Annotated in this window: 17 protein-coding genes; 15 read left to right on the top strand and 2 right to left on the bottom strand. The window is 65.8% G+C overall.

What is annotated here, in order from left to right; genetic code table 11:
* Positions 1 to 14: 14 nt before the first annotated feature.
* The 9 genes from LX70_RS18655 (at position 15) to LX70_RS18695 (ending at position 10,264) form a co-directional block, all read left to right on the top strand.
* Complete coding sequence (locus LX70_RS18655; protein WP_105516308.1) at positions 15 to 953, top strand: N-acyl amino acid synthase FeeM domain-containing protein; 939 nt, start codon at positions 15 to 17, stop codon at positions 951 to 953.
* The gene (locus tag LX70_RS18660; RefSeq protein WP_105516309.1) at positions 943 to 1,809 is read left to right on the top strand and encodes a class I SAM-dependent methyltransferase; all 867 of its coding nucleotides are present in this window, start codon (positions 943 to 945) and stop codon (positions 1,807 to 1,809) included. The genes LX70_RS18655 and LX70_RS18660 overlap by 11 nt, the downstream gene beginning before the upstream one ends.
* Positions 1,806 to 3,440, top strand: coding sequence for an FAD-binding oxidoreductase (locus LX70_RS18665; RefSeq protein WP_105516310.1), 1,635 nt, complete (start codon positions 1,806 to 1,808; stop codon positions 3,438 to 3,440). Before LX70_RS18660 ends, LX70_RS18665 begins: the two co-directional genes overlap by 4 nt.
* Positions 3,437 to 5,215, top strand: coding sequence for an NAD(P)/FAD-dependent oxidoreductase (locus tag LX70_RS18670; protein ID WP_146111657.1), 1,779 nt, complete (start codon positions 3,437 to 3,439; stop codon positions 5,213 to 5,215). The genes LX70_RS18665 and LX70_RS18670 overlap by 4 nt, the downstream gene beginning before the upstream one ends.
* A complete protein-coding gene (locus LX70_RS18675) occupies positions 5,215 to 6,705 on the top strand; it encodes an amidase (protein ID WP_105516312.1) in 1,491 nt (496 codons plus the stop codon). Before LX70_RS18670 ends, LX70_RS18675 begins: the two co-directional genes overlap by 1 nt.
* A 44-nt stretch (positions 6,706 to 6,749) precedes the next feature.
* The gene (locus LX70_RS18680) at positions 6,750 to 7,376 is read left to right on the top strand and encodes an FMN-dependent NADH-azoreductase (RefSeq protein ID WP_170076254.1); all 627 of its coding nucleotides are present in this window, start codon (positions 6,750 to 6,752) and stop codon (positions 7,374 to 7,376) included.
* A 19-nt stretch (positions 7,377 to 7,395) separates the two neighbouring features.
* Complete coding sequence (locus tag LX70_RS18685; protein ID WP_170076255.1) at positions 7,396 to 8,268, top strand: sulfite exporter TauE/SafE family protein; 873 nt, start codon at positions 7,396 to 7,398, stop codon at positions 8,266 to 8,268.
* A 22-nt stretch (positions 8,269 to 8,290) separates the two neighbouring features.
* Positions 8,291 to 8,758 (top strand): Rrf2 family transcriptional regulator, encoded by a 468-nt coding sequence (locus LX70_RS18690; protein WP_105516315.1) that lies wholly within the window; start codon positions 8,291 to 8,293, stop codon positions 8,756 to 8,758.
* A 138-nt stretch (positions 8,759 to 8,896) separates the two neighbouring features.
* Entirely contained in the window at positions 8,897 to 10,264 is a 1,368-nt protein-coding gene (locus LX70_RS18695) for a hypothetical protein (RefSeq protein ID WP_146111658.1), read from the top strand.
* A gap of 17 nt (positions 10,265 to 10,281) precedes the next feature.
* Here LX70_RS18695 and LX70_RS18700 read toward each other — a convergent pair whose 3' ends face one another.
* Both LX70_RS18700 and LX70_RS18705 read right to left on the bottom strand, forming a co-directional pair.
* Positions 10,282 to 11,844 carry a glycerol-3-phosphate dehydrogenase/oxidase gene (locus LX70_RS18700; RefSeq protein ID WP_105516317.1) on the bottom strand — a complete coding sequence of 521 codons (1,563 nt, stop codon included), beginning with the start codon at positions 11,842 to 11,844 and terminating at the stop codon, positions 10,282 to 10,284.
* The gene (locus tag LX70_RS18705; RefSeq protein ID WP_105516371.1) at positions 11,837 to 12,874 is read right to left on the bottom strand and encodes a zinc-dependent dehydrogenase; all 1,038 of its coding nucleotides are present in this window, start codon (positions 12,872 to 12,874) and stop codon (positions 11,837 to 11,839) included. Before LX70_RS18705 ends, LX70_RS18700 begins: the two co-directional genes overlap by 8 nt.
* Positions 12,875 to 13,089: 215 nt before the next feature.
* Between LX70_RS18705 and LX70_RS18710 the strand changes: the two genes are divergently transcribed.
* From LX70_RS18710 to LX70_RS18735, 6 genes are all read left to right on the top strand, one after another.
* Positions 13,090 to 14,058 (top strand): carbohydrate kinase family protein, encoded by a 969-nt coding sequence (locus LX70_RS18710; RefSeq protein ID WP_105516372.1) that lies wholly within the window; start codon positions 13,090 to 13,092, stop codon positions 14,056 to 14,058.
* Between the two features lie 60 nt (positions 14,059 to 14,118).
* Positions 14,119 to 15,072 (top strand): substrate-binding domain-containing protein, encoded by a 954-nt coding sequence (locus LX70_RS18715; protein ID WP_245885140.1) that lies wholly within the window; start codon positions 14,119 to 14,121, stop codon positions 15,070 to 15,072.
* Positions 15,073 to 15,167: 95 nt separating this feature from the next.
* Entirely contained in the window at positions 15,168 to 16,661 is a 1,494-nt protein-coding gene (locus tag LX70_RS18720; protein WP_105516318.1) for a sugar ABC transporter ATP-binding protein, read from the top strand.
* 20 nt (positions 16,662 to 16,681) lie between these two features.
* The gene (locus LX70_RS18725) at positions 16,682 to 17,674 is read left to right on the top strand and encodes an ABC transporter permease (protein WP_105516319.1); all 993 of its coding nucleotides are present in this window, start codon (positions 16,682 to 16,684) and stop codon (positions 17,672 to 17,674) included.
* A 77-nt stretch (positions 17,675 to 17,751) separates the two neighbouring features.
* A complete protein-coding gene (locus LX70_RS18730) occupies positions 17,752 to 18,702 on the top strand; it encodes a sugar-binding transcriptional regulator (protein ID WP_245885141.1) in 951 nt (316 codons plus the stop codon).
* Between the two features lie 205 nt (positions 18,703 to 18,907).
* Complete coding sequence (locus LX70_RS18735) at positions 18,908 to 20,311, top strand: aldehyde dehydrogenase family protein (RefSeq protein WP_105516374.1); 1,404 nt, start codon at positions 18,908 to 18,910, stop codon at positions 20,309 to 20,311.
* Positions 20,312 to 20,324 lie beyond the last annotated feature (13 nt).

Raw genomic sequence — 20,324 nt, forward strand, 5'->3', positions numbered from 1 at the left:
GGTGAGGTTTGAAGATGAAAGACCAGGTTCGAAAGTGGAAGAACGCACATCTGAACGTCGTGCCGAAGCCGGTGATCCGCCATGTTGCCCTGAAGCGGATGGCCGCGCGCGATTTCTCCACGCCGGGCATCCGCTACAAGATCGCCTCTACCCAGGAAGAACTCAGGCACGCCTTCGCGCTTCTGGAACGGTCCTATGTCGAACGCGGCATCGCCGGTTCCGGGCAGATACGGATGAAGATCCTGAACATCCTTCCGACGACGACCACCTTCATCGCCCTGCGCGGTGACGCCGTCGTCGGGACCGTGTCGCTGATCGAGGATTCCGAACTGGGCCTGCCGATCGAACAGGTTCACGCCGAGGATGTGGCCCGGGTGCGCAACAGGCACCGCAAACTGGCCGAGGTCGGCGCGCTGGCGCTTGAAAAGACAGAGCGCCGCTCTGCCATCTCCATCATGTTGTTCAACATGCTGTATCGCTGGGCGCGCAACTGGCGCCGGGTCGATGACCTTCTGATCGGCATCCATCCTTCGGCACGGCATTTCTACGACGCCGTACTTCAGTTCCGCCGGATCGGCGCCACCCGTTCGTATGAGACGCTGAACGGCGCCGCCTCGGTCCCGATGGTGCTGGATGCGGCCGGGGCGCAGATGCGGTTTCACCGGCTCTATTCCGGCAAGATCATAGATCGGGGCGCCGGGCTGTCCTTCTACGATCTGTTCTGCGCGCCCAGCGACCGCTTCGATTTCTCCTGCCACCCGGATTTCAGAGCCCTCTCTGCCGCGACCAGCCCGCTTCAGCAGGGCGATGTCAGCGCGATGGTCAGCGATCTGGCGCGTCTGGAAGGCGGGCTTGCCGAAACGGAGATCCGCGTCCTGCAAAAGTACTTCCCGAAGCTCAACCTCACCCTGACCGACGCCACGCGGCAGCCGGAGACCTCCCATGCTTGGTGATATTCCCCGCGCGCTTTGGTATGAGGCCACCGCACGTGACCCGCTGCCCCGCCAGCCGGAGCATGAGCTGGTCATGAACGATGCCGGCACCGTGTCCGACTATACGTCCTGCGGGACGGAAGGCGGCGCGCTTTTTGGTCCCTATCTTTACAATGCCGCGCAGGTCTCTGCGCGGGTACGCACCGGGGATCTGGTGCTGGACCTCGGCTGCGGGTCGGGTCAGCTCCTCAACCTCATTGCTCGATGGAATCCGGCGACGCGGTTTCGCGGGATCGATCTTGCGCCCAACATGCTGGCCGAAGGGCGCGCGGCCGCCGCGGCCGCCGGTCTGTCCAACGTCGATTTCGTCGAGGGCGATTTTTCCACGCTTGACGGTATTGCGGACGGATCGGTGGATGCGGTGATCTCGTCCATGGCGCTGCACCATCTGCCGGACCGCGGCGCGCTGACCCGCTGCTTTGACGCCATCGGAAGGGTGCTGCGTCCGGGCGGCGCGCTTTACCTGATGGATTTCGGACGGCTGCGCAGCGACAGATCGCTTGAGATCTTTGTCGCCAAGGTTGCCGTGTCCGAGACAAAGGCCCTGACGCAGGACTATCGCGCAAGCCTGCACGCCGCCTTCACGCCCGGCGATTTCCAGACCGAGATCGCACGGCTGTCCCGACGGAATGTCGCGTTCTACCGGACGCCCCTTGCGCCCCTGGCCATGGTCGCGGCGACGCCTGCACGCAACATGGTGCCGGGCGGGAATGCCCTGTTTCATCAGGCGGTGCGCCGGTTAAGCCGGACGCGCCGGGCGGAACTGGCGCAGTTGCGCATGTTCCTTGGCCTCGGCGGCCTCAGGTTCCCGCGATGAACCAGCACGCTTCGACCTGCCCCCGCCCGACAGCCAGGGACGATGTCCGGCGAAAGCTTGAAGACGCGCTGCGCGGCTGCACCCAGAGCGGCCGGCTTGTCGGTGCGGACGAAGCCGCCGCGCGGATGCAGGACACCTGCGTTCACACTCGCGAGGGGCGGCCGCTGGTCCTGGCCATTCGCGACAGCGAAGAGATAGCGCACGCGCTGGCCCATGCCCGCGCCGCCGGGGCAACGGTTCATCCGGTGTCCAGCGGGCGCAACTGGGGCTACGGCACCGCGCGGCCGGGCCGGGGCGTGGCCGATCTGATCCTCGATCTGTCGCAGATGAACAGGATCCTGTCCTTCGATGACGACCTCGGCATCGTGCGGGTCGAACCCGGCGTGACCCAGGGCCAGTTGGCGGCCTTTCTGGCAAGGAAGGGCGCGCGGTTCATGGTACCGACGACCGGCGCCGGACCCGATTGCAGCCTGATGGGCAACGCGCTTGAGCGGGGCTATGGCATGACCCCGATCTCGGACCATTTCCAGGCCGTTCTTGGCCTTGCCGCGATCACCGCAGAGGGCCGCCCCTACCGCTCGGCGCTTCAGCAGGGCGATGCCCCCGGCCCCTATCGGTGGGGTGTCGGCCCCTATCTCGACGGTATTTTCAGCCAGTCCGGCGGGGCCGTGGTGACGGAGATGGTGCTGCAACTCAAACCCCGCCCCGAGCGGGTCGAGATGTTCGTCTTCTGGCTGTCCAGGGACAGCGGGCTCGGCGAGACAGTTGAGGCGATGCGCGCGCTTTGCACAAGGTCCGGGCTTGAAATCGGCGGCATCAACCTGATGAACGCCGCGCGGATCGAGGCGATGGCGGGCGCCTCGGCCACGCGCGGCTGTCCCTGGGTAGGGACCGGCGTGGTGTTCGGCCGGCGCCGGGTGGTCCGGGCGGGGCGGGGCGTGATCCGGCAGGCGCTGCGCGGAAAGGTCCGGGCGCTGCGCTTCGTCAATGAGGATACGCTGCGCCTTGCCCGCCGCGCGACCGGCCTGCGGCCCCTGGCCCGGCTGATCCCCGCGGCGCTGCATGACATGGTCAGCTCTGTCGGGGCGGCGCATGAGGTACTTTCCGGCCACCCCAATGCCTTCGCGCTGCAACTGGCCTATGCCGGATCGGACCGGCCCTTCCCCAAGGCGGGCATCGGCGCCGACCCGGCGCAGGACGGCTGCGGCCTGCTGTGGTACGCGCCGATCGTGCCGATGCGCGGCGATGCGGCCCGCACCTATGTGGACTTTGTGACCCGCACCTGTGCCACGCACGGCTTCGTGCCGCCGATCACCTTCTCGACACTGTCGTCCTCGGCGTTCGACAGCACGGTGCCGCTGCTTTTCCCACGCGACGCGGAAAACAGCGAGCGCGCCATGTCCTGCCTGCGCGCCCTGATCGCCCAGGGCCGGGCGCTGGGGTTCGAGCCCTATCGCTTCCACGCCGACCTGATGGATGAGGCAACCTCTGCCGCCCCCGATCACTGGTGGCTGGCCGAGCGTGTGCGCGCCGCGCTCGATCCCGACCGCGTGATCTCACCCGGCCGGTATGCGCCGCCGACCGACGTCTTTGGCCTGAACGCGGATTTCATCGAGGGACGATCACAGTGACTTCCATCGCACTCCTTGGCGGCGGGCTGGCTGGAAAGCTGGCCGCGCTCTACCTCGCCCGCAGCATCCCGGACGCGCGCATCACGCTTGTCGACCCGGAACGGGACGGGCTGCCCGTCGTCGGGGAAAGCACGGTCGAGGTGACGGTGCAGTTCTTCAAGGCTCTCGGGCTGGGGACCTATCTTGAAGAAGAACATCTGCACAAATACGGCCTGACCTACTATTTCCGCCTGCCGCCGGGCGCGGCGGGCGCGCCGACCCCCGACTATGTGCAGCATGAGGCGCCGGGCGTCATCCGGCTGCCATCCTACAACCTCAACCGCCATACGTTCGACCGTGAGCTTGAGGCGCGCATCGCCCCGCAGGTGACGCGCATCGCGGGCAAGGTGCAGTCGGTCGACCTCGACTCCGGCCCCGCGCCCCAGGTCCATATCCAGCGCAACGACGGCACGGCCGAGGTGCTGGCCGCCGATCACGTCATCGACTGCTCTGGCCGCGCGCGCCTGCTGGCACGGCAGCTCGACCTGCACAAGGCGCCGCCCTGTCAGCGCAATTCCTACTGGTTCCGGCTGAAGGGCTTCGATCGCGCGATCCTTGAAGGGATGGCCCTCGCGAAGCTGCGCCAGCATTGCTTCGGCTCCTACTACGTCACTCACCATTTCTACGGCGACGGCTACTGGATCTGGATCATCCCCATGCGCGCCCCGGAAGGCGGCGACATGGTAAGCATGGGCATCACCTATCGCGGCGATGTGTCCGGTGAACAGGCCATGGGCCTGGACAGGTTCTGCGCGATCCTCGACCGGGATCACCCGGCGCTGGCGCGGCTTGTCCGGTCGGGCGAGATGGTCGATCAGTCGCGCTACTTCAACTACATGTACGAGGCGTCATCCTATTATTGCCGCAAGGGGCGGTGGTTCCTTCTCGGCGACAGCGGCTTTACCTTCGACCCGGCCAACAGCGCGGGGATCGCCTATCTCGGCCATCAGATCCCGCAGATCGCCTCGATGATCCTCAAGGCGCGCGCGGGGGCGCTGACGCCCTGCTATGTCGAAGCGCTTGAAGGCCATCTGACGGCACAGCTGGCGCTTCAGGACCAGTGGTCGCACTGGTATCACATCATGGATGACCCGGTGCGCATGGCCTGGACGCTGCTCCTGGCCAATATGGGGTATTTCCACCTCGTCGTACCCAATTACATGTCCGGCCGGTTCCTGAACGCGGGCGTGGCGCGACAGGTGGCGGGCCTGCTGCGACGACATTGCCCCAAGACCCAGCCGCCGGTTGAGCCCTTCCCCCGGATCATGGTGCATCTGGCCGAAACCTCCGATACCGAAGAGATCGTCGCCCGCATCCCGGCGCTTTACGAAAGGACAATCCCGTTTTCCTACTACCGTCCCGACAACATCGCGCGCGGACGGCTGATCGCCCGCTATTTCAAAAAGCGCGCGATGCTGCGGATGGTGGCGCTTGGGATGCTGTCACCGCTCCGCCGCCCCGCGCTTTGGCCGCTTGCCCTGGTCGAAACCGGGGCCGCCCTGGGCGATCTGGCGAAGGCCGCCACGATCGGGCTTGTCCCGTGGATCTACGAACGCGCGGAAAGAACGGGGGCGGCGGATGCCAGCGCGTTCCAGCCGCCGCAGGCCTTCCTGTTCCCGCAGGGGGATCACGAAAGGGGATCACCGGCAGCGGCGCCGATTTGCCCCGTGTCCGGGACGCCGCAGACGGGGCAGCCTTCCTTGCCAGACCGACAGATGGCAGGGGCGCAGTCGTGATGATTGCCCCGACGCGACAGCACGGCGCCCCGGTGGCGGGGCCGCCCGCGACCGCGCGCATCGCGCCACAAAGCGCGCTGATCGCCGCCGGGCGCGCCACGTCAGAGGCGCTGACCCGCGAGGCGCTGGACCGCCTGGCCGTCGCGGGGCCGCGTCTTCGCGCGCTAAGCCACAGCAATGCCGACACCGCGCTGACCGATGCGCGGCGCGCTGACGCCATCGCACGCAGGCTTGGGCAGGCCGCCCTTGACGACATGCCGCTTCTCGGGCTGCCGATGACAGTGAAAGAGGGGCTGAAATGCGCGGGCGCGCCCTGGACAATGGGCAGCAGCGTCTTCCGTGGCCGGATCGCGACCGAAGACGGGACCGCCGTCGCACGGCTGCGCGCGGCGGGTGCCGTGATCGTCGGCCAGGGCAGCATGGCCGAGATGGCGCTTTGGACCGAGACGACGAACCGGCTGACCGGGCGCGCCTGTCACCCGCTTGACCCGTCGCGCAGCCCCGGCGGCAGCAGCGGCGGGGACGCCGCGCTGGTCGCCGCAGGCGCGGTAAGCGCCGCGCTTGGGGCGGATGGCGGCGGCTCGGTGCGTATCCCGGCGGCGTGGTGCGGCCTTTATGCCCACAAGCCCAGCATGGGTCTGGTCCCGCTGACCGGGCATTTCCCCATGGACCGGGGGCCAAAGGCCGAAGGCGCGGCACTCGCCCGCTATTTTGCCCCTGGCCCGATGTGCCGCGCTGCCGGGGATCTGTGGCCGATCCTGAAAGCCATCATGGGGCCGGACGGGGTGCAGCCCGGGATCGAAAGCCCGCTTGCCGGTCCGACCCCCGACCCCGCCCTGATCGACGGGACGGACATCTGGGTCCTGTCGGCCCCGACGTTGCGCCTTGGCTCTGCGGTCGAGGCTGCCCAGCGATGGGCAGTGTCGAGGGCGGCAGAGATCCTCCAGCGCCGGGGCGCGCGTCTTCGTATGGCGCCGGTGCGGCTGCTTGAGCGGGGCTTTGAGCTGTGGATGGCCCGGCTGATGACGGCGGAGGAGCGCCCTGTCGATCTTTCGCGCCTGCTGGGCGGCGGCACCAGGGTTCCGCTCCTGCGCGAGGCGGGTCGGCAAATCCTTGGGCGCGGGCGTCACAGCTTTCCGGCCTTCGTGCTGGCGGCCCTGTCGCGGGCCGACCCGCGCCCTGCGGGACACTGGCACAAGCTGGCGCACGCGGCCGACCGTCTTGAGGCCGAGGTCACAGATATGCTCGGCCCCGGCGGCCTGTTGCTTTGCCCGCCGGTCACCGGCCCCGCCCCGCGTCACGGCAAGACCCTGATGCGTCCCTTCGACATCGCGCTTTCGGCCATTTTCAACGCCCTTGGCCTGCCTGCCACCGTCGCCCCGGTCGCGCCTGGGCAGGACGGCCTGCCCCGCGCCGTCCAGATCGTCGCGCCGCGCCGTGCCGATCACCTGTCGATCTCGGCAGCCCTCTGTCTGGCGCAGGACGCCTGACCGATCCCCGAAACCTTTCCAACCACCACTCAATGGAGACTACCATGACCAAATCCCTGCTTTTCCTGACCTTCTCGCCCCGCAGCGACTCGACCTCTTCGGCGCTGGCGCGGGCGTTCGTCGATCAATGGGCGGCCGCCAACCCGGATGCGCCGGTCGTCGAGCATGACCTGGGCCAAACCCCGATCGCCGGTCCCGATCAGCCGTGGATCGAGGCGAACATGACGCCGAAGGACCAGCGCAGCACGGCCCATCACGCGGCCCTCGCCGCCAGCGACAAGGCGATTGCCGAGCTTCATGCCGCCACGCATGTCGTGCTGGCCACGCCAATGTTCAACTTCTCCGCGCCCTGGCAGCTTAAGGGGTACATTGACAACCTCGTTCGCGTGAACGAGACCTTCGGCTTCGACCCCAAGACCGGCCCGACCCCGCTGCTTGATCCGAAGAAGAAGATGAAGGTGATCTGGAGTTCGGCCTTCGATTATACCGCAGGGACAGACATGAACGCGCTGGATCAGTTGACGCCCTATATCTCCACCATCTTCGGCTTCATGGGGCTGCGCGACATCTCCTTCGTCGCCTCCGGCAATGCCTGGGCTCCCGCCGAGGTCGCCCAGCAATTCCGTTGCAAGGCCCAGACCGAGCTTGGTAATGCCGCCGCGGCCTGGTGACGGCGCTTCGGGGCGGGCGGTGGCGAGGTTCGCCGCCCGTCCCTTCGACGCGGCGCGGCTGGGGCTGGCGGCGCTGCTGCTGGTCCTGTTCGCGCAGGGACCGGGCCTCAGCGGGCTTGTGGAACAATGGTGGCTTGTCCTCGTCGGTCTTGGCGGCGCGCTGGTCGCAAACTCCACCGGGATCGGCGGCGGGGTCGTCTTTGTCCCCGCCTTCGACGTTCTGGCGCTGCCGGAAGACCGGATCGTCGGCACCAGCCTGCTGATCCAGTGCTTCGGGATGAGCATGGGCGCCCTGACCTATCTCTCGCGCGGCAGCATCCCTGCCCTGCCCAGGCTTGAAGACGGCGGCACGGCGCGCCTGTCATCGGCCGGGATCGTCCTGACCGTCCTGCCCGCCGCCCTCGTCGGGTATTGGCTGGCCACCCTGGGCGGGTTTCGCCCCGACTGGCCGCTTGCGCTGATCTTCAAGGTTCTGTCCCTCGGCCTTCTGGCGGCACTGCTGGCCACGCAATTCGCCCGTGTCCTGACCCACCGGCCCCTCGCCATGGGGACGGATGGCGCCATGTTGTGCCTTGTGGGCCTGATCGGCGGCGCCTTTGTGGGCTGGATTTCGATTGGTGTCGGCGAGTTGCTCGCGATATACCTGATGTTGCGCGGCCTGCGCGCGGTCGAGGCCGTCGGCCTTGCCGTTATCGTGACGGCGCTTTGCGTCGTATTGGCGCGTATCGGTTTGCCGGGGTCGCAGGGCGTTGAGGTTGACGTCGCGCTCCTCGTGGCACCAGGCGCGCTTTTGGGTGGTTTCCTTGCGCCATTTCTGCTCGACTATGTCGGTGAAACCCGTGTGAAATGGTTCTGTGCCTTTTGGATAGTGGTATCACCGATGTTCATGTGACCTTCAGGAAAGACGCTCTGCGATGGAACGCGACGGCGAAAAGACACGGAAATTCGACGGTGTCGATCAACGTTTCGCCGTGGCGACACATGCAATGTGCGTTCTGGCGGTCCGCGGGCAGGCAGTATCCAGCGCGCAGTTCATTTCGGAAAACATCTCGGTCAGCGCGATCATCATCAAGCGTGTCATGCGCCCGATCGTTCTGGCCGGCTATGTCGAGGCGGTCGTCGGCGCCGTGGGCGGCTATCGCCTGATCCGCGACCCCGAGGAGATCAACCTTTGGCAATTGCTTGAGGCGATCCAGGGCAGCGGTCCGTTTTCCAAGCGCTTCGGGATGCCGCAGTCCAATTGCGACGAGGGGCGCGCCATAGACCGGGTCGTCTATGACCTTTATTCCTCGCTCGACGCGATGATCGAAGAGCGGTTGCGGGCGGTATCCCTGGCCTCCATCCTGCAATCGGCCATGTCGCTGCTTCCGCCCCCCGAATAGCGCCCCGACGACCGAAGGGCGCCCCGCGCGAAAGCGCCCTTGCAGAGCGGCGGCGACACCGTCGGGAAAGCGTTGACGGGGCAACGGATACATGTTCATGTCCCCTTCGTTGACGTGATTCATTTCGGAGAATTTATTGTGGCCAGTGTGGACTTTACCGGCATTTATCTTGCCGCGGCCGATGATTTTGTCTGGGGCCTTGGCGGCGTCTATGACGAGGCGGTTGACGTTACCTTCAGCGGGATCATGGCGATTGATGCGCCCTCGGCGCTGGCCGTCGCGGCGGTCTCCCTGTTCGATGCGACGGTGGATGTGACCGGCATCATTCTCAGCACCGCCGACGCCGGGGCGATGGTGGATCTGCCCCTTCCCGTAGCGGAAGGCGAAGCACCCCTTTCCGGTCCCGTGGATGAGCTGATCGCGGCGGGCTCTCTGCTTGGCGATGCGCGGATCACCTTCGACGGCATCGTTCAGTCCGAAATCGCGGGCGGCGGGGCGATCGGCGCGTTTTCCGGGATGGGGGATGCGCTGGTCGAGACGGGCGGGATCGTGTCCTCGGCCAACGGGTTTGCCATTCGAACCCAGGCCGGGCTGGGCGTCGCCACAACCCAGACCGTTGGCCTCGTTCTGGCCGGTGCGGGGGAATGCGCGGTCATGAATGAAGGCGGAGTGGACGGGCTGGTCACCAATCTTGGACTGATCCATGCCTATGGCAGCGACATGGCAGGCATCCTTGCCACGGCCCGGATCGACTTCACCTTCTCCGGCAACCGCCAACCTGCCCTCGCAGGCTCCTCCGCCGAGGTCGTCAATCACGGAACGGTCCTCGCCTCCGGCGACGGCGTGCGGGTCGAGGTTCAGGGCGACGCCAGCGTCACCAATGCCGGGACGATTTCCGGCGGCACGGCGGGCATCCGGGTCATCGATATGGATGGCAGCGACGGCAGCGGCCTGGCCGAGATCATGAGCAGCGGCACCATCCTGTCCCAGGGTACGGCGATTGCGGTCGAGGGCGATTTCGCGCGCGCCGAGATCACGCTCAGCGGGCAGGTCCTCTCCGGGACCGGAACGGCGATCCACACCGGGACGTCAGACGACGTGATCTCGGTTCAGAACGGCGCCTGCGTGATCGGCGATATTGCCACCGGCGATGGCGATGACATCGTCCTTTTCGAAGACGCCGTGACCTTCTGCGGCGTTGTTTCAACCGCGGGCGGCGATGACGAGGTCCACCTTGGCGCCGCCGGTGGCACGGTGATCGGCGGGGACGGCAACGACCTGCTTTTCGCCGGGTCCGGCATCGACCACTTCGTCTTTTCCTTCACCGAGATGGGAACGGACCATGTCTATGGCTTCGACCCGACGGTCGACAGGCTGGTGTTCGACACCACCCAGTTCTCGTCAGTCGTGGTGGGCGACGACCTTCTCATCACCCTTGGCGCGACCGAGATCGTCTTGCATGACACGACCACCCTGGCGGCGGACACGCTGCTTCTGGTGGGCTGAGCCCGGACCACGCCGGATCACGTCAACGCCTTGGCGAACAGCCCCTCGACCTCCCGCTGAACCGCGTCGGTCAGCCTGCCGGAAATCGCGATGTCGGTGCGCCGCCGGATCAAATCCTCGGCGCTTCCGACCCGCTCGTTTCGGATCAGCCAGAGAAGCTCTTCGCGGCTGTAATCCGGCAGGCTTTCCAGGGGCCGGTCGGCCCCCAGCCCGGCGGCCACAAGCCCGGCCCGCGTGCCATAGCGCGCCAGCAAGACCCCGGCCCGCGCCACGTCGATCCCCGCCCGTTCCGCACAGGCGGCGACCCATTCCGCGCGGCCTTCGGCGCCGGGGAAGTCCTTGCCGCCGCCAATCTGCATGTCTTCGGTGCCAACCCTGCGCACATGCCCCAGCCGTCGCAGGATGTCGTCCGTGACCAATGCGCCAAACGCGCGGAATGTTGTCCATTTTCCGCCGATCAGGCACAGGACAGGCACCCCCGAGGGCAGCGATTTTTCGGCAACGGAATGGTCGCGCGTCACAAGGCCGATGTCCCCATCGGCCCGCGGCAGGGGCCGGACGCCGGAAAAGCGGAACAGGATCTGGTCCTCCGTCACCGGGATCGCCGGGAAAATCTCCGCCACGACGGCGCGCAGATAGTCGGCCTCACCCTCATCACAGACCGCCGCATCCGGGTCTTCGATCTTGATATCGGTCGATCCGATCAGGACCCGGCCCATGAACGGGTAGACCAGATTCACCCGCCCGTCGGCCGTCCCGAAATAGACCATATGCCCGTTCAGCGCCTTCAACAGCGCGGCATTCTCCACCACCAGATGCGCGCCCTTGGAGCCGCCCATCAGCTGCGTCGGAATGCCCAGGGCCGCATTGACCCGGTCGATCCAGGCCCCCCCGGCATTGACGATGATCCGGGGCCGCACCCTCTGTTGCCGCCCCTCATGCAGATAGGTCACGACACCGTCGGACTGCCCTTCGACCATGACGTGATTCAGCGCCCGTGAGGACGGGTTCAGCACCTCACCATCCAGCACCAGTTCAAGGCCCAGGCGTTCCGCATGGCTGATCTGGCCTTCGTAATAAAGCCCGGCACCGATGATCGCGGGATCAAGGCCCGGCACCGTACCATCTAGCGCGGCGCGCGACAGCATCCGGTGCTTCGGCATCCTGGCGAAGCTGCGGCCGTAGATATCGTAAAGCGTCAGCCCAAGATGGGTGATCCAGCCGCCCCGGTCCGCCATCTTCGCCTTGATCCGAAAGAACCGCAGGATCGAGGGCAGGATGCCGCCATATCGGCTCCGCAGGGGCAGGATCGACGGCAGCGGCCGGACGTAATGCGCAGCGTTGGAAAGCAGGCGGTTCCTCTCCTCCGCGCTTTCCCGGACCAGACGAAACTCCCCCGTCTCAAGGTATTTCAGCCCGCCATGCATCAGCCGCGACGACCCGGCCGAGGCGCCCGCGCAAAAGTCGGCACGCTCCAGCAACAGGCAGTCCACACCTTGCGCGCAGAGATCGCGAAACGTGCCGCAGCCGTTGATGCCACCGCCAAGGATCAGGACATCGACGTCCCGCACCTCAGCCATCGCGCAGCGCCACCTTGATCGCCGCGCCGCTTTCGGCAACGGCCAGCGCGTCGGCGATGGCGTCAAGCGGATAGCTGTGGGTGATCATCGACTTCAGGTTCAGCCTGCCGGTGGCAACCATGTCGAAGCACTGGTCGAAATCGCGGCGCGACAGGCCGAAGGCGCCGGTGACGGTCAGCTCGCGATAGTGGATCGCGTTCACGTCCATCTCGGCAACTTCCCCCTTCGCGAAACCCGCGAAAAGACTGATGCGCCCGCCAAAGGCGGCAAGGTCGGTGGCCTGACGCGCCAGCGCAGGCACGCCGATGGCGCAGATCACGACGTCCGCGCCCCGCCCCCCGGTTTCCGCGCGGATACGGAGGGCGACATCCTCGGCCGTGGGGTCGATGGTGGCGTCGGCCCCGGCGGCAAGTGCGGCATCGCGCCGGTGGCCGTTCGGGTCCGAGACGATGATGCGTTTCGCGCCCCGATGGCGGGCGATGTGGACATGCATCAGCCCGATCGGACCGGCGCCAAGGATCGCGACGCTGTCGGCCGAGGAAACGCCGACCTTGTTCTGCCCGTTGACGACGCAGGACAAGGGCTCCACCAGCGCAGCCTCTTCGAAGGACATATGGTCGGGCAGATGCCGCAGGTTGCCGGCCGCGACCGCCTGGGCCGGGATCCGAATCAACTCGGCAAACGCGCCGTCGATCTCGTACCCGACCGCGCTGCCCTGGGTGCAAAGGTTCTCTCGCCCGGTCTTGCAGAGGTCGCAATGCCCGCAGGCGATGAAGGGGCAAAGCCCGACGCGGTCACCGACCGAGAGGCCCGCATGACCACCCGTCTCGACCACCTCACCCGAGAATTCATGCCCCAGAACAGAGGGATAGCGTACCCCGGTGGTCTTGCGCCCGCGATAGATCCGAATGTCGGTTCCGCAGATCGTCGCCGCGCGCACCCGAATCACCACATCGCCGCTTCCGGCCTTGGGGGTGTCGATCTCTTCCAGGGAAATTTCGTTCGGGGCCTTGAGAACAGCGGCTTTCACGATCGCGCTCCACGTCAAACAGTTGTCGCAGTCAGGTTACTATAGTTTGTACAAATGTTGCCAGAAGAAAGCGTTAGTTCGCATAAAAATTCTCTATACTGGCATGATAACCCTATCATTCAGGGAATCCGGCGCATGAAGCCGCAACATTTATGTTGACAGAGCAGCTTATGTTCACTCACTCTTCTGACAAGACGAGGGAGGAGATCAACAAAGTGTCTTGTGACTATACATCTGTTGGATTTTACACCTTCGACTGCCTCGGCTGGCCGTTCAGCGTCGTCCCGCCCGGCGGCGGCACCGTCCTTCTTGATGAGGTTGCCCTTGCCGTGTCCGGCGCGGCCGGGACCTCGGCCATCGTCGGCGCCAAGCTTGGCCTGACGACCCGCGCGGTCGGGGGGATCGGCGCGGACATGATGGGCGACTGGGTGCAACAACGCATCGCCGCGTTCGGCATCGACCAGACAGACCTGCGCCGCTATCCCGGCGTGCCGACGTCAAGCTCCATCGTGCTGACCCGCGCCGACGGCTCGCGCCCGGCGCTGCACGTCAAGGGCGCGACCGGCGCCTTCGTGGTTGAGCCTGAGCGTTTCGATGCCGTCACCGACACGAAGATCTTTCACCTTGGCGGCGTCGGCCTGATGGACGCGATGGACGGCGCACGCAACGCCGCCCTGATGGAGCACGCGAAGGCGCGCGGCTGCATCACCACCGTCGATGTCTTCGCAGGCTCGCAGGACGACCTGCCCGATGTGAAGGCGGTGCTGCCCCATACCGACTATTTCATCCCCTCGATCGAAGAGGCCGAGGCGCTGACCGGCCTGAAGGACCGGGCAGAGATTGCGCGGTTCTTCCTCGACCTCGGCGCGCAATGCTGCGTCTTCACGCTGGGCGCAGAGGGCGCCTACTACCACCACAGAAACGGCACGGTTTTCGAGGTGCCGGCCTTCCGCATCGACCTCAAATGCACCTGCGGCTGCGGCGATGTCTTCAACGCGGGCTTTGCCGCCGGTCTGATCCGCGGCATGACCCCGGAAGAGACGGTGCGCTTCGCGCAGGCCTGCTCCGCGCTCAACGCGACGGGCCTCGGCTCACAGGCCGGGATCGTCGATTTCGACCAGGTCCAAGCCTTCATGTCCACCGCCGCGACCCTCACGGCGGGGACGGAGAACGTGGCGCGCTGAAAGGCCGCCGCCCCAACCGGCACGCTCGTGCCTCAAGCCAGTTAACAGGAGGAGAGTAAAATGAAATCGAAGGTGAAACTCGGGATTGCCGCGGCCTGCATGGCGGCGCTGTCCCTGCCGATGGCCGCGTCCGCGCAAGACCAGGCCGACCTCATCACGCCCATCGACAAGAAGTTGACCTTTGTCTTCGTCCCGAAGGTCATCCACCCCTGGTATGACGTCGTCGCCGAGGGCGCGGCCTTTGCGGCCGAGGAATTCAAGCAGCGCGGCATCGATATCGACGTGATCTGGGACCAGCCGCCGCAGGCCGACGTCGTCGATCAGAACCAGCGGATCGAGGCGAATATCGGCCGCCATCCCGATGGCCTTGCCATTGCCTGCCTCGACCGGGCGACCAACGTGCAACTGATGAACGAGGCCGTCGAGGCCGGGATCAACGTGGTCAACTTCAACTCCTTCTGCGATGACGCCTTCCCCTTCATCGGCCCGAAAAGCAGCGTCCAGGACGGCTATGACCTGGGTGAGCGTCTGGCCGAGATCCTCGGCGGCAAGGGCAAGATCGCGATCCTGTCGGGCAGCCTGACCGCATCCGACCATGTCGAGCGTATCCAGGGCTTCAAGGACGCGCTGTCCAAGCACCCGGAGATGGAGATCGTCTTCGAACAGCCCGATGACGACATCCTCGAAAAGGCCGTCGAGCTGACCGAAAACGTCCTGTCGGCGCATCCCGACCTTGACGGGATCTTCGGCTCCAACGCCTCCAACCCGATCGGCGCCGCGCGGGCGGTTCAGAACGCGGGCAAGGCGGGTCAGGTTCATATCGTCGGCATGGATGACCTGCCCGAGGCCGTGGATTTCGTCTGCTCCGGCGTGATCGACGCGCTGAAGGCGCAGCGTCAGTGGGACATGGGCTACTGGGCCGTGACCTACCTTGTCGCGATGAACGAAAACCACACCTACCCGATGTTCCACGACACCGGCTCGCGCTTCCTGACCAAGGAAGACTGCAAGTAAGGTTCCTCCCGACCGGGTCGCGCCAGACGCGGCCCGGCCTACCATGGCTTCGGGCCGACACCCGGCCCGAAGCGCACCGGAAAGGTTTCCCCGCGATGAACACCCCCGCCCCCGTTTTCGAGGCCCGCCGCGTCTCAAAGTCCTTTGGACCCGTGAGCGCGCTGAAGGATGTGTCGATCACCCTTTTCCCGGGTGAGGTTCATTCCATCATCGGTGAAAACGGCGCCGGGAAATCTACCCTGATGAACATCATCTGCGGCCGTTTCCAACCGACCGAAGGCCAGCTTTTCGTCGACGGGAAGGAGGTCCATTTCCACCTTCCGAAAGACGCGCAGGCCCATGGCATCGCCATCGCGCCGCAGGAGATCAGCCTTGTCCCGCACCTGAGCGTGGCCGAGAACATCATGCTCGGCGCCCATTGCGGCCCGGCCCTTTCGATCGACTGGCGCAAGACCCGTGCCGAGGCCACGCGGCATCTGCATGAGGTCGACAATTCCATCGACCCGGCGGCCCGCGTCTCCTCCCTCTCGAAGGCCCAGCAGCAACTGGTGCAGATCGCCCGCGCCGCCGCGACCGAGGCCCGCGTCCTGATCTTCGATGAGCCCACCGCAACCCTGACCTACCGCGAGGAAGAAACGCTGATGTCCTATATCGAGGCATTGGCGCGTGAGGGGCGATCGGCCTTTTACATTTCCCACCGCCTTGACGAGGTGCGCCGCCTGTCCCACCGCATCACCGTCCTGCGCGACGGCGTCCATGTGGGCGAACTTGCGCCAGAAGAGGCCAGCCGCGAGCGTATGGTCACGATGATGGCGGGACGGCCGCCAAAGGCCGGGGCGCAGCCCCTGCGCGATCTTCCCTCGACCGACACCGTGTTGAAGGTCGAGGGGCTGACCCGCGCGCATGAATTCCGCGACCTGTCCTTCAGCCTGCGCAAGGGAGAGATCCTTGGCGTCTCGGGCCTTGTCGGTTCCGGTCGCACCGAAATGGCCAAATGCATCTTCGGTGCAACCCGCGCCGATGCCGGGCGGATCGAGCTGAACGGCAAGCCGGTCAGCTTTCGCGGTCCGCTTGAGGCGATCCGGGCCGGGGTCATCTACCTGCCCGAGGAACGCAAGCAGGAAGGGATCTTCCCGCTTCTTTCCATCGCCGAGAATACCGGCCTGCCGACGCTGGACCGCTTCACCGGCCTTCTGCACCTGCGCAATCGAGACATGATGGCCGAGGTGGAAAAGCTCGCCGGTCAGATGAAGGCCAAGTTCAATTCATTGCGCGACCCGATCACCAGCCTGTCGGGCGGCAACCAGCAGAAATTCATCATCGCCCGCTGGCTGATGCGGGACGCCCATGTGCTGATCATGGATGAACCGACCCGCGGCATCGACGTGAACGCCAAGTTCGAGATCCAGTCCGTCCTGCGCAAGCTGACCGAGGAACGGGGGCTGTCGATCATCGTCATCTCCTCCGAGATGGAAGAGCTTCTGGATGTCGCGGACCGCATCATGGTGATGCACGAAGGCAAGGTGAAGGGTGCAATCGACCGACGGGAGGCCTCGCAGGAGGGGCTTCTCCAGATGGCGATGAGCTGAGCGAAAGAGGAAACGAGACCATGGCAAGCGCCAACACTTCCGAACTGTCGACACCGGCGCCGCGCAGGCAGGCATCGCTTCTGTCTCGTTTCTGGGCCTGGGAAGGCAGCGGCGTCCTTGTCGCGCTGGTGGCGCTCACGGCGGCCCTGACGCTTGCGACCGACAACTTCCTGTCGGCCTACAACGTCTCGGTCGTGCTGCGGCAGGCCGCCTTCGTCGGTCTTGTGGCGCTTGGCCAGACGCTTGTCCTTCTGGTGGGCGGCATCGACCTGTCTGTCGGCGCGGCGGCCGGGCTATCCTCGATCGTCGGGGCGATTGCGCTGACGCAATGGGGCATCCACCCGTACCTCATCATTCCCTTCACGATGTTCTTCGGCTTTGCCCTTGGCGCGCTGAACGGGGTCTTCGTGGCGGGACTGAGGCTTAACCCCTTCATCGTGACGCTGGCGACGTGGGAGATTTTCGCGGGCCTGACCCTTGTCATCACCAAGGGCTATCCGATCCGGCCGCTGGGCGATCAGTTCGGCATTTTCGGCAAGGGAGAGATCTGGGGCATTCCGGTGCCGGTCATCATCTTCTTCGCCTCGGCCATCTTCCTGATCTGGATGCTTCGACAGACCCGTTTCGGCCGCAACATCTTTGCCGTCGGCGGCAACCGTGACGCCGCGATCCTTGCCGGTATCCGGGTGCGCCTTGTGGAATTCACGGCCTTCGGCATGGCCGGCATGTTCGCGGCACTCGCCGGTATCCTCTTTGCCAGCCGGATGGATGCGGGCCAACCCTCGGTCGGCGAAGGCTGGCTGATGGGTGCGATCACGGCTGCGATCCTTGGCGGGACGTCGCTGCGCGGCGGTCAGGGCTCCATCGTCGGCACCGTGCTTGGCGCGCTTCTTCTGGCGGTGCTGGGCAACGGGACCGTGCTTCTGAACGTCTCCGGTTTCTGGCAAAGGGTGATCGTCGGCGGTGTGGTTCTTGTCGCCGTTCTGGTTGACCTCTTGCGCAGAAAGGACTGAACTCTGCCCGGCAGGATGGCATGACCCGTTCCGCACACGCTATGAACAGGCAAACCGGCACGAAGAGGCGAGGCAGAGTGAGCGACACGGACGTCAACGACGACCTCAAGACGCGGATCGCATGGCTTTACTATGTGGAAGGCATGACGCAGGACGAGGTCGCCCAAAGCGTCGGCCTGACCCGCGCCCGCGTTCTCCGCATCCTGGCCAATGCCCGTGGCGACGGCAGCGTCCAGATCCGCGTGACGACAAAGCTGTCGGGCTGTGTGGAGCTTGAGCGGAGGCTGGAGGATGTCTGGGGCCTTGACCGCGCCATCGTCGTGCCGACGCCCGAGGATGCGGGCAAGATCAACCGGATCGTCGGGTCGGAAGTGGCGCAATACCTCAACACCTCGCTGCGGCCCGACATGTCGATCGGCCTTGGCTGGGGATCGACCCTGACGGCTGGTGTGCCGCTGATCGAACAGAAGCCCGCCAACGGCACCAAGGTGATCTCCCTGCTGGGTGGGCTGACGCGGGTGTCGCAGGTCAACCCTTCGGAATTCGCCTGGCGCGTGGCCGACCGGCTGTCGGCGGAATGCTTCCTGATGGCAGGCCCCGTCTTCGCCCCCGATGCCAAGACGCGCGACGCGCTGATGGCCCATGGCGGCATCGTCGAACTGGCGGAACGGGCGCGGTCGCTGGACATGGCGTTCCTGTCGCTGGGCGACCTGACACCGCATTCGATCTTCGTGAAATACGGCCTTCTCTCCCAGGAAGAGATCGTCTCTCTCGAACGCGCCGGGGCGGTGGGCGACGTGTTGTGCCGTTTTGTCAATGCCGAGGGGGAGATCGTCGATCACCCCGTCAACGACCGCGTTTTCGCCGTCCACCCGCACGACCTGCGCCGGGCGCGAAAGCTGGTCCTCGCCTCGGGCGGGTGGAACAAGGTCACCATCATCCGCGCCGCGATCAGGATGCTGCGCCCGTCCGTCCTTATCACCGATGAGGATGTCGCGCGGCGGCTGTGCGAGGTGCCGGGGGCCTGACGGCGCGCAAGGCCCGCCGATGCCGGGACAAGCGAGGCCCGTTTGGCGCGGACAGATCCGGGATGTCCGGGCAGAATGCTGATTATCAACAACAAATTTGGCGCGGCAGGCGAAACTTATGGCGCGGCAGCCAGAGACGGCAGCAGGGACCCTCCCCCATCCTCTGCATGACCCCGGCAAGACGTCGGCGATGCGGGAGGATATCATGGACTACAGGATGCTCATCAACGGACAGCTGGTGTCGGGCGACCATATGCTCGACGTCATCAATCCGGCGACCGAAGAGGTTTTCGCGCGCGTCCCCCACGCGACCGAGGCGCAGCTGGACGAGGCCGTCACCGCCGCGACCGCCGCGCAGAAGGCATGGGCCGGGACCAGCATGGCCGAGCGCCGCGCGAAGATCGGGGAACTGGCGGCGGCGATCGGCGCGAAAGCCGCCGATCTGGCCCGCACGATCACCATGGAACAGGGCAAGCCCCTGCCCGAAGCCACGGGCGAGGTCGAATGGAGCCAGGGCTATCTTCTGCACACTGCGCAGCTGGACCTGCCCGATCGGGTCATCCAGGACGATGCGCAGTTCCGAATCGAAACCCGGCACAAGCCCCTGGGCGTGGTCGGCGCCATCGTGGCGTGGAATTTCCCGCTGCTGCTGGCCTGCTGGAAGATCGGGCCGGCCCTGATGGCAGGCAATGCGATCATCCTGAAACCCGCGCCGACGACGCCGGTCACCGCACTGATGCTCGGCGAGATCTGCGCACGGGTTTTCCCAGCGGGCCTCGTCAACATCCTGACCGACAACAACGACCTTGGCCCGAAGATGACCGCCCATCCGGGCATCGCCAAGATCGGCTTCACCGGGTCCTCTGCAACCGGCAAGCGCATCATGGCCAGCGCCGCCGACACGATGAAGCGCGTCACGCTTGAGATGGGCGGCAACGACCCGACCATCGTCCTGCCCGACGTGGACGTGCGCGCGACCGCCGAGAAGGTCTATGGCGGCGCCTTCTTCAACGCCGGTCAGGTCTGCCTCGCCATCAAGCGCGCCTATGTCCATGATGCGATCTACGATGAATTCTGCGATGCCCTTGCCGATATTGCCAGCCAGGCGGTGGTCGACGACGGGATGAAGCAGGGGACCACGGTCGGCCCGATCCAGAACAAGGCGCAGTTCGAGAAGGTGAAGGGCTACCTTGAAGATGCCCGCACCAGCGGCCGGATCATCGCTGGCGGCGAGGTGAAGGGCGGCAAGGGCTATTTCATCAGCCCGACCATCGTCCGCGACGTGACCGACGGCCACAAGATCGTGGACGAGGAGCAGTTCGGCCCGATCCTGCCGGTCATCCGCTTCGACGATGTCAACGACGTGATCGCGCGCGCCAATGCCTCGGACTACGGACTTGGCGGGTCGGTGCATTCGGCGGATGTCGACAAGGCGACGGAGATCGCGGGGCGCATCGACTCCGGTACCATCTGGGTGAACCAGCAGTTGAACATCGGGCCGCATATCCCGATGGCCGGTTTCAAGGGATCGGGCCTGGGCGTGGAGCAATCGGTCGAGGGACTTGCGGAATACACGCAGATGCAGGTCATCAACGTCGCCCGCGGCTAGGGTCGCGACAAAG

The organism is Albidovulum denitrificans, from assembly GCF_002973535.1.
GTDB classification, from domain to species: Bacteria; Pseudomonadota; Alphaproteobacteria; order Rhodobacterales; family Rhodobacteraceae; genus Albidovulum; species Albidovulum denitrificans.

Excerpts from the sequence above, each read along its gene's own strand:
- LX70_RS18655 (WP_105516308.1), top strand. The coding sequence starts at position 15 with ATGAAAGACCAGGTTCGAAAGTGGAAGAACGCACATCTGAACGTCGTG.
- LX70_RS18660 (WP_105516309.1), top strand. The coding sequence starts at position 943 with ATGCTTGGTGATATTCCCCGCGCGCTTTGGTATGAGGCCACCGCACGT.
- LX70_RS18665 (WP_105516310.1), top strand. The coding sequence starts at position 1,806 with ATGAACCAGCACGCTTCGACCTGCCCCCGCCCGACAGCCAGGGACGAT.
- LX70_RS18675 (WP_105516312.1), top strand. The coding sequence starts at position 5,215 with ATGATTGCCCCGACGCGACAGCACGGCGCCCCGGTGGCGGGGCCGCCC.
- LX70_RS18680 (WP_170076254.1), top strand. The coding sequence starts at position 6,750 with ATGACCAAATCCCTGCTTTTCCTGACCTTCTCGCCCCGCAGCGACTCG.
- LX70_RS18690 (WP_105516315.1), top strand. The coding sequence starts at position 8,291 with ATGGAACGCGACGGCGAAAAGACACGGAAATTCGACGGTGTCGATCAA.
- LX70_RS18700 (WP_105516317.1), bottom strand. The coding sequence starts at position 11,844 with ATGGCTGAGGTGCGGGACGTCGATGTCCTGATCCTTGGCGGTGGCATC.
- LX70_RS18715 (WP_245885140.1), top strand. The coding sequence starts at position 14,119 with ATGAAATCGAAGGTGAAACTCGGGATTGCCGCGGCCTGCATGGCGGCG.
- LX70_RS18720 (WP_105516318.1), top strand. The coding sequence starts at position 15,168 with ATGAACACCCCCGCCCCCGTTTTCGAGGCCCGCCGCGTCTCAAAGTCC.
- LX70_RS18725 (WP_105516319.1), top strand. The coding sequence starts at position 16,682 with ATGGCAAGCGCCAACACTTCCGAACTGTCGACACCGGCGCCGCGCAGG.
- LX70_RS18735 (WP_105516374.1), top strand. The coding sequence starts at position 18,908 with ATGGACTACAGGATGCTCATCAACGGACAGCTGGTGTCGGGCGACCAT.